The organism is Streptomyces sp. NPDC008139 (genome assembly GCF_042957025.1).
In the GTDB taxonomy this organism is placed as follows: domain Bacteria; phylum Actinomycetota; class Actinomycetes; order Streptomycetales; family Streptomycetaceae; genus Actinacidiphila.
The window spans coordinates 97,984-111,863 of record NZ_JBIBHM010000014.1 but is presented as its reverse complement, the minus strand read 5'-3'; the positions used below and the strand labels follow the sequence as shown (position 1 = coordinate 111,863).

General features: G+C 70.9%; 9 protein-coding genes. All 9 read left to right on the top strand.

The window, feature by feature from the left end:
• Nucleotides 1-21: 21 nt before the first annotated feature.
• The 9 genes from ACFZBB_RS27830 (at nucleotide 22) to ACFZBB_RS27790 (ending at nucleotide 13,748) form a co-directional block, all read left to right on the top strand.
• Nucleotides 22-1,065 (top strand): substrate-binding domain-containing protein, encoded by a 1,044-nt coding sequence (locus tag ACFZBB_RS27830; protein ID WP_391127783.1) that lies wholly within the window; start codon nucleotides 22-24, stop codon nucleotides 1,063-1,065.
• A 280-nt stretch (nucleotides 1,066-1,345) separates the two neighbouring features.
• On the top strand, nucleotides 1,346-2,626 hold the full coding sequence (locus ACFZBB_RS27825; RefSeq protein WP_391127780.1) for an extracellular solute-binding protein: 1,281 nt from the start codon (nucleotides 1,346-1,348) through the stop codon (nucleotides 2,624-2,626).
• Between the two features lie 5 nt (nucleotides 2,627-2,631).
• Nucleotides 2,632-3,549: an ABC transporter permease subunit gene (locus ACFZBB_RS27820; RefSeq protein WP_391127777.1), complete on the top strand. Its 918-nt coding sequence runs from the start codon at nucleotides 2,632-2,634 to the stop codon at nucleotides 3,547-3,549.
• On the top strand, nucleotides 3,539-4,474 hold the full coding sequence (locus ACFZBB_RS27815; RefSeq protein ID WP_391127774.1) for an ABC transporter permease subunit: 936 nt from the start codon (nucleotides 3,539-3,541) through the stop codon (nucleotides 4,472-4,474). The genes ACFZBB_RS27820 and ACFZBB_RS27815 overlap by 11 nt, the downstream gene beginning before the upstream one ends.
• Nucleotides 4,475-4,627: 153 nt before the next feature.
• Nucleotides 4,628-6,136, top strand: coding sequence for an alpha-L-arabinofuranosidase C-terminal domain-containing protein (locus tag ACFZBB_RS27810; protein ID WP_391127771.1), 1,509 nt, complete (start codon nucleotides 4,628-4,630; stop codon nucleotides 6,134-6,136).
• Nucleotides 6,137-6,555: 419 nt separating this feature from the next.
• A complete protein-coding gene (locus ACFZBB_RS27805; protein WP_391127768.1) occupies nucleotides 6,556-10,647 on the top strand; it encodes a discoidin domain-containing protein in 4,092 nt (1,363 codons plus the stop codon).
• A 93-nt stretch (nucleotides 10,648-10,740) separates the two neighbouring features.
• A complete protein-coding gene (locus ACFZBB_RS27800; RefSeq protein WP_391127765.1) occupies nucleotides 10,741-11,550 on the top strand; it encodes a phosphatase in 810 nt (269 codons plus the stop codon).
• A gap of 202 nt (nucleotides 11,551-11,752) precedes the next feature.
• Complete coding sequence (gene msrA, locus ACFZBB_RS27795) at nucleotides 11,753-12,265, top strand: peptide-methionine (S)-S-oxide reductase MsrA (protein ID WP_391127762.1); 513 nt, start codon at nucleotides 11,753-11,755, stop codon at nucleotides 12,263-12,265.
• A gap of 193 nt (nucleotides 12,266-12,458) precedes the next feature.
• Complete coding sequence (locus ACFZBB_RS27790; protein WP_391127759.1) at nucleotides 12,459-13,748, top strand: GDSL-type esterase/lipase family protein; 1,290 nt, start codon at nucleotides 12,459-12,461, stop codon at nucleotides 13,746-13,748.
• Nucleotides 13,749-13,880: the final 132 nt, after the last annotated feature.

Sequence of the window (13,880 nt, the reverse complement as noted above, 5' to 3'; positions counted from 1 at the left end):
TCTTGCTGAGAGGGGTGCCATATGGCGTCGGCGGACAAGCGCGCCACCGTCACGCTCAAGGACGTCGCGACGGCGGTCGGGATCTCGCAGAGCGCCGCCTCCATGGCGCTGTCGAACCATCCGCGGATCAGCGAGACGACCAAGGAGGCGGTACGGGCCGCGTCGGCCAAGCTCGGCTACGTCCCGAACTCGGCGGGGCGGGCACTGCGGGCGGGCCGTTCGACCTCCATCGCGGTCGTCGTGCCCAACACCGGCCAGCACGTCTTCGGCCACCCCTACTTCATGCACCTGCTGGTGGGGGTGACCGCGGAGGCCAACACCCGCGACGCCGCGCTCATGGTGTCGACCAACCCCGACGAGACCCACGGCGTCGCGGCCTACGAGCGGGTGCTGCGCTCGCAGGCCGCGTCAGGGGCGATCGTCGCCTCGGCCTCGATCAGCGACCCCAACGTCAACCGCATGGTGGACTCCGCGCTGCCGGTGGTCCTCATCGGGCGGTTCGTCCACCTGCCGCACGCGGTGAGCGTCGGGGTGGACGAGATCGCGGGCGCCGCGGCCATCACCCGCCACCTGGTGGAGGACCACGGGCTGACCCGTATCGCCCACATCAGCGGACCGCTCAACCACCAGACCGCGGTGGACCGTTACGAGGGCTTCCGCACCGCGCTGGCCGATTCGGGACGGCCCTGCACCCACACCCTGGCCGTCGGCGACTTCAGCGAGGAGTCCGGCCGGCTCGCCGCACGGCAGGTGCTGGACAGCATGTCCGACGTCCAGGCGATCTTCGCCGCCAACGACGAGATGGCCTACGGCGCGATGCTGGAGATCCGCTCCCGCGGCCTGCGCATACCGGAGGACATCGCGCTCGCCGGATACGACGACTTCGGCGTCTCCCGGCTCACCACGCCGGGGATCACCACCGTCCACGTACCCGCCGAATCGCTCGGACAGAAGGCCGCGGCCATCCTCTTCGACCTGGTGGACGGGACCGCACCCGACCCGGTCCACACCGTGCTGCCGTTCGACCTCGTGATCCGGGAGTCCTGCGGAAGCCACCCCGGCTGAGCGACCGCCCCGCCCCGCCCAGCCCACCGGCGACGGCCGAAGGCCAACGCCGTACCCCACACCCCCGCCCGGACGGGCGGTTCACGCCCAGTACCGGCGGTACGCGCCCGGTGACGGGTGGTTCACACCCGCACGCGGCTGACGCACGCCCGCGGACGGGTGATTGACGCCCGGAGACGGGCGGTGCGCGCCCCCGGACGGGCGGTGCGCAGAAGGAGACAGCCACATCGACCCTCCGACCCCGCAGCGACGGGGCACCGAACGGAATGGAACGATCGGTATGTACGTCAGATTCGGGAGAACGGCCGCGGCACTCGCCGCCGCCACCACGGTCTCACTCCTCCTCGCCGGCTGCGGCGACAACGGCGCGGGCGGCGGTACGTCCGGCGGCGTGGTCAAGCTGACCATGCTCACCGGCTTCACCGGCCCCGACGCCCCCTCGTACCAGGCGCTGATCAAGGAGTTCAACGCCGGCCACCCCAAGATCCAGGTCACGATGACGGCCGAACCCTGGGCCACCATCGGCCAGAAACTGCCCGCCTCCTGGGCCACCGGCCAGGGCCCCGACCTGGCGACCCCCAGCTCCGACCCGGGCGCGATCTTCACCTACATCAAGACCAACTCGGTGCTGCCGCTCGACCCCGCGGTCGGCGCCGGCACCGGCCAGATCGACTCCGCCGCCTTCCCCGCCGCCGTGAAGTCCGCCTTCACCGTCGACGGCAAGCTCTACGCGGTACCCGCCAACATGGCCACGCTCGTGCTCTATTACAACAAGGCGATGTTCGCCGCCGCGGGCATCAGCCGGCCGCCCGCCACCGAGGACGAGTTCATCGCCGACGCCAAGAAGCTCACCAAGGGATCGGGCGGCAAGCCCAGCCAGTACGGCCTCTCGCTCGCCGACAACAACACGATCCAGATGTGGCCGATCCTCCAGTGGATGAGCGGCGGCGACATCGTCGGCCCCGACAACTGCGCCGTCGTCAACAGCCCCGCCAGCGTCCAGGCGCTGACCCGCTGGAGCCGCCTGGTCAGCCAGGACCACATCAGCCCGGTCGGCCAGGCGGGCGCGGACGCCGACACGCTGTTCTCCGCCAAGAAGGCCGCGATGGAGATCAACGGCCCGTGGGCCGCCGCGGGCTTCACGTCCGCGGGCGTCGACCTCGGCATCGCCCAGGTCCCGGTCGGCTCCGCGGGCCCGGTGACACTGGCCTCGACGGTCCCGCTGATGATCGCCCGCACCTCCAAGCACCAGGCCGAGGCCAAGGAATTCCTCGCCTGGTACACCGGCAAGACCGCCCAGACGCAGTTCTCCAAGGTCTCCGGATTCCCGCCCGCCCGCACCGACCTCGGCGGCGCCGTCAACGGCGATCCCACCGTCGCGCAGTTCGCCGCCGCGCTGCCGCACGCCAAGCTCTACCTCGCGGGACAGCCGAACTCGACCCGTATCGACAGCGACGTCTACGTCCCGCTCATCCAGAAGATCGAACGCGGCGCCGACGTCCAGTCCGCCGCCGACTCGGCCGCCAAGGCGATCAATTCGCTCACCGGCTGCAAGAAGTAGCCCTCATGTCGAGCACACCCTTCTCCTCCGCCGGGAAGCCCGCACCCGTACGGCGGCGCAGGCCCCGTATCAACAGCGCCTATCTGTTCATCCTGCCGAGCGTCCTGCTGATCGGCGTGTTCATCGCGGAGCCGATCGTCCAGTCCGGCTGGATGAGCCTGCACGACTGGACCGTCGGCGAGGCCCACCACAAGTTCGTGGGTCTCGACAACTACACGGCGCTCTACCACGATTCGCGGTTCTGGAACGCGCTGCGCGTCACGGTGATCTACACCGCCGCCGTCTCCGTCGGACAAGTGCTGATCGCCCTGGCCATCGCCTCCCGGCTGCGCAGGACGACCTGGTATGCGGCGCTGCTGCGCACCGCGTACTTCTTCCCTTTCATCGCCTCGCTCGTGGTGAGCGGCATCGTCTGGAAATTCCTGCTCGACCCGCAGGTCGGCCTGGTCGACGCCTGGCTCTCCGGAATCGGCGTCACGCCTCCCGAATGGCTCCAATCCACCTCGCTGGCGCTGCCCACCGTCATTGTCGTGGGCATCTGGAAGAACGTCGGATTCACCATGATCGTGCTGCTCGCCGGTATGCAGCAGATCCCGCCCGACCTGTACGAGGCGGCGGCGCTCGACGGCGCGGGCGCGTGGCAGAGATTCCGCCATGTGACCCTGCCCGCGCTGCGTCCGGCACTGCTGTTCACCACGCTGATCGCCACGGTCACCGGGCTGCAACTGTTCGACCTGGTCTATTCCATGACCAGCGGCGGGCCGATCTTCCACACGGAATCCGTCGTGATGTACCTGTACCAGAAGGGTTTCGTGGAATTCCAGATGGGCTACGCCAGCGCCGTCGCCTGGGTTCTCTTCGTGATCATCCTGGCGATCTCCGCACTCCAACTGCGTCTGTCGAGGTTCCGCGATGCCGACTGACACACTCCGGCCGCGCCCCGCCAAGGGCGGCGCGAGCCCGTACGGGAACGGCCCCCGGCCGACCGGGCCGGTACGCCTGTGGCCCGCGGCCAAGGTCGCCGTCCGGTACGGCGCCAGGTGCGGCACGGTCCTGTCCTGGGCGGCCGTCACCGTCGGCGCGGTCGCGATGATCATCCCGTTCGTCTGGATGCTCGGCGTCGCCTTCCGGACCAACGCCGACCTGTACGCCGACCCCGCCCGGCTGATCCCGCGGGACTGGACCCTGCACGGCGTCCGCGCGGTGCTCGGCCAACTCCCGTTCGGCAAGCTCGTGCTCAACACGTTCGTCTTCGCGGGCGGCACGACCGTGCTCCTGCTGCTGTTCGACTCGATGACCGCGTTCGCGCTGGCCAGGCTGCGCTTCCGGGGCAGGAACGTGGTGTTCCTGCTGATCCTGGCCACGCTGATGGTGCCTTTCCAGGTCACCCTCGTGCCGGTCTTCCTGACCCTGTTCCACCTCGGCTGGCTCAATTCGTACCAGGGCCTGATCATTCCCCGCGCGACCAGCGCGCTGGGCATCTTCCTGCTCCGCCAGTTCTTCATGCAGTTGCCGCGCGAACTGGACGACGCGGCCAGGATCGACGGGGCCAACGACTTCACGGTCTACTGGCGGATCATCCTGCCCAACGCCAAACCGGCCCTCGCCTCGCTGTTCATCATCCAGTTCGCCGCGCTGTGGAACGACTTCCTGTGGCCGCTGGTCGTGACGAACAACGTGGACATGCAGACGCTGCCCGCGGCTCTGACGCTGTTCTCCAGTCAGTCGGGTGTGGATCACGCCGCGCTCATGGCGGGCGCCGCGATCTCCCTGAGCCCCTTGGCCATCGCCTTCCTCGTCCTCCAGCGCTTCTTCGTGCAGGGCGTCGCGACCACGGGAATCAAATAGCGCCGCCCGGCCCATTTCCCGCCGCCTTTCCGCGCCCCGCTGTCGCCCCGTCATCCCCCGCCGTCCCCCCCCCCGCGCCGTACCGCTCCTTCCGCCTGCCCTTTTCCGCCGTGCCCATTTCGCTGAGACATCACAGAGAAACCGGAGACCGGAGTGCTCACCTGCACCGCGACCATCGACCCCGCCTTTGTCATCGCCCCGGTTCCGCCGCGCCTGTTCGGCTCGTTCGTCGAACACATGGGCCGCTGCGTCTACGGAGGCATATACGAACCAGGCCACCCCGAGTCGGACGTGGACGGCCTGCGGCTCGACGTCATCAAGCTCACCCGTGAACTCGGCGTGAGCGCCGTCCGCTACCCCGGCGGCAACTTCGTGTCCGGCTACCGCTGGGAGGACGGCGTCGGCCCCCGCGACGAGCGCCAGGTCGCCCTCGACCTGGCCTGGCGCTCGCTCGAACCCAACACCTTTGGGCTCAACGAGTTCATGGCCTGGGCCAGACAGACCGACATCGAACCGATCATGGCCGTCAACCTCGGCACCCGCGGCGTCGAGGACGCCTGCAATCTGCTCGAATACGCCAACTTCCCCGGCGGCACCCGCTACTCCGACCTGCGCATCGCCCACGGCGTCCGCGAACCGCACCGCATCAAGACCTGGTGCCTGGGCAACGAGATGGACGGACCCTGGCAGGTCGGCCAGAAGACCGGCACCGAGTACGGCCGTCTGGCCGCCGAGACCGGGAAGGCCATGCGCCGGATCGACCCGTCCGTCGAACTCGTCGCCTGCGGCAGCTCCAACGAACGGATGCCGACCTTCGGCTCCTGGGAGGCCGACGTCCTGGACGAGGCGTACGACGTGGTCGACTACATCTCACTGCACGCGTACTTCGAGCAGCACGGCGACGACCGCGTGGGCTTCCTCGCCTCCGCGCAGGTCATGGACACCTTCATCGAGGGAGTCGTCGCCACCTGCGACCACATCGCCGCCAAGAAGCGCTCCCGCCGCAAGCTCCAGCTCTCCTTCGACGAGTGGAATCTCTGGTACGAGAGCCGGTTCGAGGGCCAGGACAACCTCGAATGGGCCCAGGCGCCCCGGCTGATCGAGGACGAGTACACCGTCGAGGACGCCGTCGTCCTCGGCAACCTCCTGATGAGCCTGCTCCGGCACAGCGACCGGGTGACCATCGCCTGCCTCGCGCAGCTCGTCAACGTCATCGCGCCCATCCGCACCGAACCCGACACCGGGGCCTGGCGGCAGACCATCTTCTACCCCTTCGCCCTCACCGCCCGGCACGCCCGCGGCGAGGTCCTGCGCGTCGAGCCGGACTCACCCGTACTGCACTCCACGACGCTCGGCGACGTCGCCGCCGTCGACGTCACCGCCACCCGCGACCCCGAGACCGGCGAGACGACGATCTTCGCCGTCAACCGGGACGACACCCAGGCGGCCACCTTGCGGCTGCGGATGGTCGGCGCCGAGCACGACGTGGTCGAGCACGTCGTCCTCGGCGGCCAGGACCTGCTCGCCACGAATTCCAAGACGGCACCCGGCCGCGTCGAGCCGCGCTCCAGCACCCGGCACTTCGTGGACGCCAACGGTCTGTCCGCCGAGCTTCCGCCGGTCTCCTGGACGATGATCCGGACGGCGCCGATCACGAGCTGATCCGCCGGACCCTCTGGCTCCGTCCCCGCGCCGCCCGTACCCCGGAGCCGTTTCGACCCGTAGGCCGGATATGCCGCCCGCCGGACGACCGGGCGGCGCCGCCCGCCCGGGCCGTGCGCGGGGGAGGGCGGCGGCTCCCGCGAATCCGCACGAAGGCGTGCCGTTCGCGGGCGGCCGGTACGCACGTGCGGCGCCGCCCCTCCGGTGGCGGAAAGGTCAGCTCACGTCGCGTGTCGACATCGCTCGACAGCGGTCCCTCGCTCTCCGCTCACCCCCCTTTCCACCCGTGTCGGAGATCCGGACATCGCGGCAGGTCTTGACAGAAGCCGGTAGGGATTACAGCCTATGGCAACGTTGTCATCTGAGTTGAGAGCCGGGCCGATCGTTCCGTCGGCTCACGTGGGATTGGACTTTTGGACATGTCGGATCAGCCGCACCTTTCCCGGCGAAGGATCGTCGCCACCGGCTCCACCCTCCTGGCGGGCTTCGGCCTGGGCACCGCCTTTCCCACGGCTGCCTCCGCTTTCACCCCGGCCCCCGCCGCCGGGCCCGCGGCGCCGTCGGGGACCGCCGCCGCGCGGGCCGAACTCGCCGCCTACCGTCCGATCACCGTGTCGTCCACGGACTACGCGCCCACGCCCGGCGAATTCGCGGTCGACGGGATCGGCACCGTCGGCGTACGCGGCACCGGCTGGCGGGCGGCGGCGGGCGACCCGCAGTGGATCTGTGTCGACCTCCAGGCGGACTGCGAGGTCGACTCCGTGAAGCTGACCTTCGAGGCCACGGTCAACGACCCGGTCTTCACTCCCTCCGACAGCGGCAATCCGCGCGACAGCACCACAGGGCAGGAGATCCTGTCGAGCTGCGCGGTGGACTTCGTCATCGAGACCTCGCGTGACCAGCACGCCTGGACCACCGTGTACCGGACCACCTCGGGCACCGGCGGCGTTGTGGACATCGCGCTGGACCGCAAGGTCACCGCGCGCTGGGTGCGGCTGACCGTGCGCAAGCGCTCCAACGCCAACCCGCTGGGCCTCAACGGCTTCGCGGTGTACGGCACTTCGCGCGCCCACCGTCCCGCCGCCACCGGCTGGACCGACTGGGGCACCCATCACCACCAGGCCCCCGCGCTGAAGACCGCCGCAGACGGCACCGTGCCGCTGGAGTCCGGCTGGACGCTGACCATGGACGACTGGGCGGGCGGCGAGGGCGCCGAGCTGTCCCGCCCGTCGGTGGACACCAGCCGCTGGCTGCCCGCGACCGTGCCCGGCACCGTCCTGGCCTCACTGGTCGAACAGGGCCATCTGCCCGACCCGGTGGCCGGCCTGAACAACCTGCACATCCCCGAGGCGCTGTCCCGCCACTCGTGGTGGTACCGGCGCGGCTTCGAGCTGCCCCGTAACCTGACGACCGGCTCGGGCCGCCACATCTGGCTGGAGTTCGACGGCGTCAACCACACCGCGGACATCTGGCTGAACGGCAAGCGGGTCGGCGGCCTGACCTACCCCTTCGCCCGCTCCGCCCACGACGTGACGGCGCTGCTCACCGCCCGCGGCGAACAGGCCCTCGCCGTGAAGATCACCCCGATGCCGTTCCCCGGCAGCCCCGGCGACAAGGGGGCGGCCGGACTGGCCTTCGTGGACGCGGGCGCCACCATGATGAACCGCAACTCGCCCACCTACCTGGCCTCTTCGGGCTGGGACTGGATGCCCGCCGTACGCGACCGCGTCTCCGGGATCTGGAACCACGTACGGCTGCGCTCCACCGGCCACGCCGTCATCGGCGACCCCCGCGTCGACACCGTCCTGCCGGATCTGCCCGACACCCGCAGCGCGGAGGTGACGATCGTCGTCCCCGTGCGCAACGCCGACACCACCGAGCGGCGCGTCACCGTCACCGCCGCCTTCGACGACGTCAAGGTGACCCAGACGGTCACCGTGCCCGCGGGCGGCGGCAAGGACGTCACCTTCACCCCGTCCGTGTACGGCAAGCTGCGGCTGCGCAACCCCAAGCTGTGGTGGCCCAACGGCTACGGCGAGGCCGCCCTGCACGACCTGACGCTGACCGCGACCGTCGACGGCCGCACCAGCGACCGGCGCACCACCCGATTCGGCATCCGGCAGTTCGGCTACGAATTCGCCGTGCCGCTGCCCTTCACCGCCAGCGGCGACGCGTACACGCAGTCCGTCGACCTCGGGGCGCGGACCGCGCGGTACATACGGGTGCACTGCCTGACCCGCGCCACCGCCTGGGGCTCGTCGCTGTGGAGCCTGTCGGTGGTCAACAGCGCCGCGCCCGGCACCGACCTCGCGCTGCGCAAGACGGCCACCGCCTCGTCGGTCGACGAGGACGACCACCAGCCGGGCAATGTCACCGACGGCGACCAGGGCACCCGCTGGTCCTCGTCCTTCGAGGACGACCAGTGGGTCCAGGTCGACCTCGGCGCCCAAGTCGCCTTCGACCGCGTCGACCTGACGTGGGAACAGGCGTACGCGCGCACGTACGTCGTCCAGGTCTCGGCGGACGGCTCGGCCTGGACCGACGCGAAGTCCGTCGACAACTCCGCGGTCCCGCTGCCCTTCAACGGCGGCGACGCCAGCCTCCAGACCGAGGACTTCAGCGCGGTGACCGCCCGCTACGTACGGATCAACGGCGGTGCCCGCGCGACCAGTTGGGGCAACTCGCTGTGGACGCTCTCCGTGGTCGACAGCGCCAGGCCCGGCACCGACCTCGCGCTCCACAAGACCGCGAGCGCCTCCTCCGAGGACTCCGGCAACCCGGCGTCCCACGCCACCGACGGCGACCCCAACTCCCGCTGGTCGTCGGAGTACCGGGACAACCAGTGGATCCAGGTCGACCTCGGCTCGGCCCAGAGCTTCGACCGCGTCGTCATCGTGTGGGAAGCGGCCTACCCGAAGACGTACACGATCCAGGTGTCCGCCGACGCGAAGACCTGGACGGACGTGAAGTCCGTCGACAACACGCCCGAACCGCTGAAGATCAGCGTCAACGGCGTCCGGGTCTTCTGCCGCGGCGGCAACTGGGGCTGGGACGAACTGCTGCGCCGGATGCCCGCCTCGCGGATGGACGCGGCCGTGCGGATGCACCGCGACATGAACTTCACGATGATCCGCAACTGGGTGGCCAGCAGCAATCGCGAGGAGTTCTTCGCCAGTTGCGACGAGCACGGCCTGCTGGTGTGGAACGACTTCCCCAACGCGTGGGGCATGGACCCGCCGGACCACCAGGCGTACAACGACCTGGCGCGCGACACCGTACGGCGCTACCGCGTCCACCCGAGCGTCGTCGTGTGGTGCGGGGCCAACGAGGGCAATCCGCCCGCCGCGATCGACACCGGCATGCGCGACGCCGTCACCTCCGAGGCGCCCGGCGTGATGTACCAGAACAACTCCGCGGGCGGCATCATCACCGGCGGCGGCCCCTACGGATGGGTGGAGCCCGCCCGTTACTACGCGCCGTCCACGTACGGCAGCGGCAGCTTCGGCTTCCACACCGAGATCGGCATGCCGGTGGTGTCCACGGCCGCCAGCATGCGCAATCTCGTCGGCGACGAGCCGGAGTGGCCGGTCGGCGCGGCCTGGTACTACCACGACTGGAGCACACGCGGGAATCAGGCGCCGCAGAACTACCAGGCCGCCATCGAGGCCCGCCTCGACACCGCCACCGGCCTCGACGACTTCGCGCGCAAGGCGCAGTTCGTCAACTACGAGAACACCCGCGCCATGTTCGAGGCGTGGAACGCCAACCTGTGGAAGGACGCCAGCGGCCTGATGCTGTGGATGTCCCACCCGGCGTGGCACAGCACGGTGTGGCAGACCTACGACTACGATTTCGACGTCAACGGCACCTATTACGGGGCCCGCAAGGCGTGCGAGGCGCTGCACGTCCAGGCCGACCCCGACAAGTGGCAGGTCATCGCCGTCAACCACACCCCGCACGCGGTCACCGGCGCCCGGGTGACGGCCAACTACTACGACCTCGACGGCCGCCGACTCGTCCCGGAACAGCGTAAGTTGGTGAACATCGCGCCGTCGTCGTCGGTCACCGCCTTCACCGCCGACCGGATGGACACCCTGCCGTCCTTCCACCTGCTCCGGCTCCGCCTGGAGGACCCGCTCGGCCGCGTGCTGTCCGAGAACACCTACTGGCGCTACCGCGACACCAAGGACATGCGGGCCCTGAACAAGGCCAAGCAGACCCGCCTGTCCACCGACCTCGGCCGTCTCACCCACTCCGGCGCCCGCCGCGGCCTCACCGCCACCGTCCGCAACCGCGGCTCCGCCGTCGCCGCCATGGTCCGGCTGTCGCTCCTCGACGACCACACCGGCGAGCGCGTCCTGCCCACCCTCTACAGCGACAACTACCTCTGGCTGCTGCCCGGCGAGTCCCGCACCCTCACCCTGACCTTCCCCGCCGCCGCCCTCCCCTCCTCCCGGCCCGCCCTGCGCGCCGAGTCCTACACCGCCCCCACCACCCTCACCCGCCCCTGACGCCGGGGCGCGAGGCGGGCGGCGGCGGGGGAATCCGCAGGTCAGTCCCACCCCCGCCGTCGGCGGACGGCGGGGGACACGGAGAATGGGGGCATGGATTCGGTGGATATACGTTTTTCGCGTGACGAGCTGATCGACCATCTGCGACGGACCCGCATCGCCGGGGACGTCGCCACCCCGCGGCAGGGGAATCTGCGGCACTACAGGGAGCTGGTGAAGGGAAACCGGCGCTTCTGGCTGGGGCTGGAGCTGGGGGAGCGGTGGACCGAGGAGACGGTGCTGGCCGTGATGGCCGAGCGCGTCGGCGTGGTGGCCGACCCCGGACACCTCCAGGGTCAGGACACCATCGACGCGCGGCTCACCGTGGAAGGACTCGACCGGATGGCGGCCGTCCTGCGGGAGGCGGCCCGGCAGCGGTGGCGGGTGCTGGTCGCCACCGGGCACCCGGGCGGGCTGCTCGATGTGCACCAGGCCATCGCGCGGGCGCTGCGCGCGGCCGGCGCCACCGTCGTCGCCATTCCCAAGGGCCTGTCCACCACCGAGGGCGACGACGACTCCTACGGCGACGTCCGTCAGTTCGGCAGCGTCGCCGTACTGGAGGACGGCGCCACCCTGTGGCACACCCACGCGCCGCAGCCGATGTCGGCCATTCTCGACGCGCTGACCGCCGCGGGCGAGCCGCTGCCCGACCTGGTGGTGGCCGACCACGGCTGGGCGGGCCGCGCGGGGCAGCGCGGGATCAGGACCGTCGCCTTCGCCGATTGCAACGATCCGGCGCTCTTCCTCGGCGAGGCGGAGGGCACCATCGCGGTGACCGTCCCGCTCGACGACCACGTGGTGGACCCGCAGGCGTACGAGCCGATGACCGCCTATCTGCTGTCGGAGGCCGGGCTCACCGCCTGAGACCCGCGCGAGCCGGTACGACCGCGCCCCGTCCCGTACGACCCCGCGGAACGCAGCCGCGTCACCCCGGCGGGGCCCACCGGCCGCCCACGGCCAGTACGCTTCCGGTGGGTGCCCGAAGCACCGCAGAGACCGCCGCGGACGCCCCGGAACACGGGGCGTCCGCCGTGTGTTACCGCCATGGAACACGAGGAGGACTGAGATGACCGCTCAGACACAGAAGGCCGTCCTCGCCGGCGGATGCTTCTGGGGCATGCAGGACCTGATCCGACGCCTGCCCGGCGTGACGGACACACGGGTCGGATACGCGGGCGGCGACGTGCCGAATCCCACGTACCGCAACCACGGCACCCACGCCGAGTCGATCGAGATCACCTACGACCCGGAGCGGACCGACTACCGGGCGCTGCTGGAGTTCTTCTTCCAGATCCACGACCCGAGCACGAAGAACCGCCAGGGCAACGACATGGGCCTCAGCTACCGGTCGGCCATCTTCTACGAGGACGACGAGCAAAAGCGCGTCGCCGAGGACACGATCGCCGACGTCGACGCCTCCGGCCTGTGGCCCGGCAAGGTCGTCACCGAGGTCTCGCCCGCCGGTACCTTCTGGGAGGCCGAGCCCGAGCACCAGGACTACCTGGAGCGCTACCCCGACGGCTACACCTGCCACTACGTACGCCCCGGCTGGCGCCTGCCCGCCCGTGCCAAGGACTGACGCCCGGCCCGCCCGGCCCGCTCAGCAAGCCCAGCACACCCGGCACCGCTGGTTGCCGCATCCGGCCTTTCCCCGCTGGCCGTCCGACGCCCCATTGATAGCGTCGGACCGTGGCGCATACAGTGCGCGTGGCGACTCGTATCCGGGAGGCCAGATGTCGGGGTCGTCGTCGGGCGGCACGCCGAGGCGCCCCATGGGACGAAGGGCTCTGCTGCTCGCGGGCGCCGCGTCCGCGGCGGCGGCCGGCGCCGGATCCCTGGCCTCCGCGGAGCCCGCGCACGCGCGCCCCGGCGGCCCGGGGGCCGAGTGGGTCGGCAGTTGGGCCGGGCCCCCGAACGCCGCGCCGACGGCCGCCGTCGTCCACCTGGAGAACCAGACGGTCCGCCATGTGCTGCGTCTGAGCCTCGGCGGCTCCGCGCTTCGGTTACGGCTGACGAACGAATTCGGTGAGAGCGCCGCGTACATCGGCGAGGTACGGGTCGCCCGCCGCGCGGGAACGCAGGGCACGGCGATCGTCCCGGCCACGGACCGCCGGGTGACGTTCGGCGGCAGCGGGTCCGTCCTCATCCCGGCCGGGGCTCCGGCCGTCAGCGATCCCGTCGACCTGGCCCTTCCCGGCGGCGCCGACCTGGTGGTGAGCCTCTACCTGCCGGAGCGTACGGCCGCCACGAGCCTGCACGCGTACGCCCTCCAGAAGAACGCGGTGGCCGCGGGCAATGTCACGGGCGCGACGGCGGTCACGCCGACCGCCGAGCCGCAGGCGGTGTACCTCGTGTCCGGCGTCAGCGTCCGGGCCGGGCGGCAGGCGTCCGCGATCGTCGCGCTCGGGGACTCGATCACCGACGGCGGCAAGAGCACCGTCGGCGCCGATCTGCGCTGGCCGGACCAGTTCGCCGCGCGCCTGCGGTCGGCCCGCCCGGCCGGCGACCGCGCGGTGGTGAACGCGGGCATCTCCGGCAACCGCCTGCTGCACGACCCCAATCCGCCCGCGGGCAACCCGGCCGAGGCGTACGCGCTCAACTTCGGACCGAGCGCCCTGCGCCGCTTCGACCGCGACGTGCTCGCCCAGCCCGCGGCGGCGTACGTCATCACCCTGATCGGCGTGAACGACCTCGGCCACCCGGGCACCGTGGCGCCGCTGTCCGAGACGGTGACGGCCGAGCAACTGATCGCCGGGCACGGGCAGTTGGTGGCACGCGCGCACGCCGCGGGCCTGATCGCCATCGGCGGCACGATCATGCCCTTCAAGGACGACACCTTCGGCTTCTGGAGCCAGGCCAACGCCGAGAAGCGGAACGCCGTCAACGACTGGATCCGCACCAGCGGTGTGTACGACGCCGTGATCGACTTCGCCCGCGTCACCGCCGACCCTGCCGACCCGGACAAGCTGGCCGCCGCGTACAGCAGCGGCGACGGCCTGCACCCCAACGACGCGGGCCACACCGCGATGGCCGCGGCCGTTGCGCTCGACCTGTTCCGCTGAGCCGTCTCCGTACGGCTCGGCGGCCACGGCGCACGGCGGCAGGACGTGCCCGACCTCGGCCTGAGCGGACCCGTGCCCGGCACTCCGTCACGGCCGCCCCGTCACGCCACCGAGCCCTCCTGGAAGGGTCGC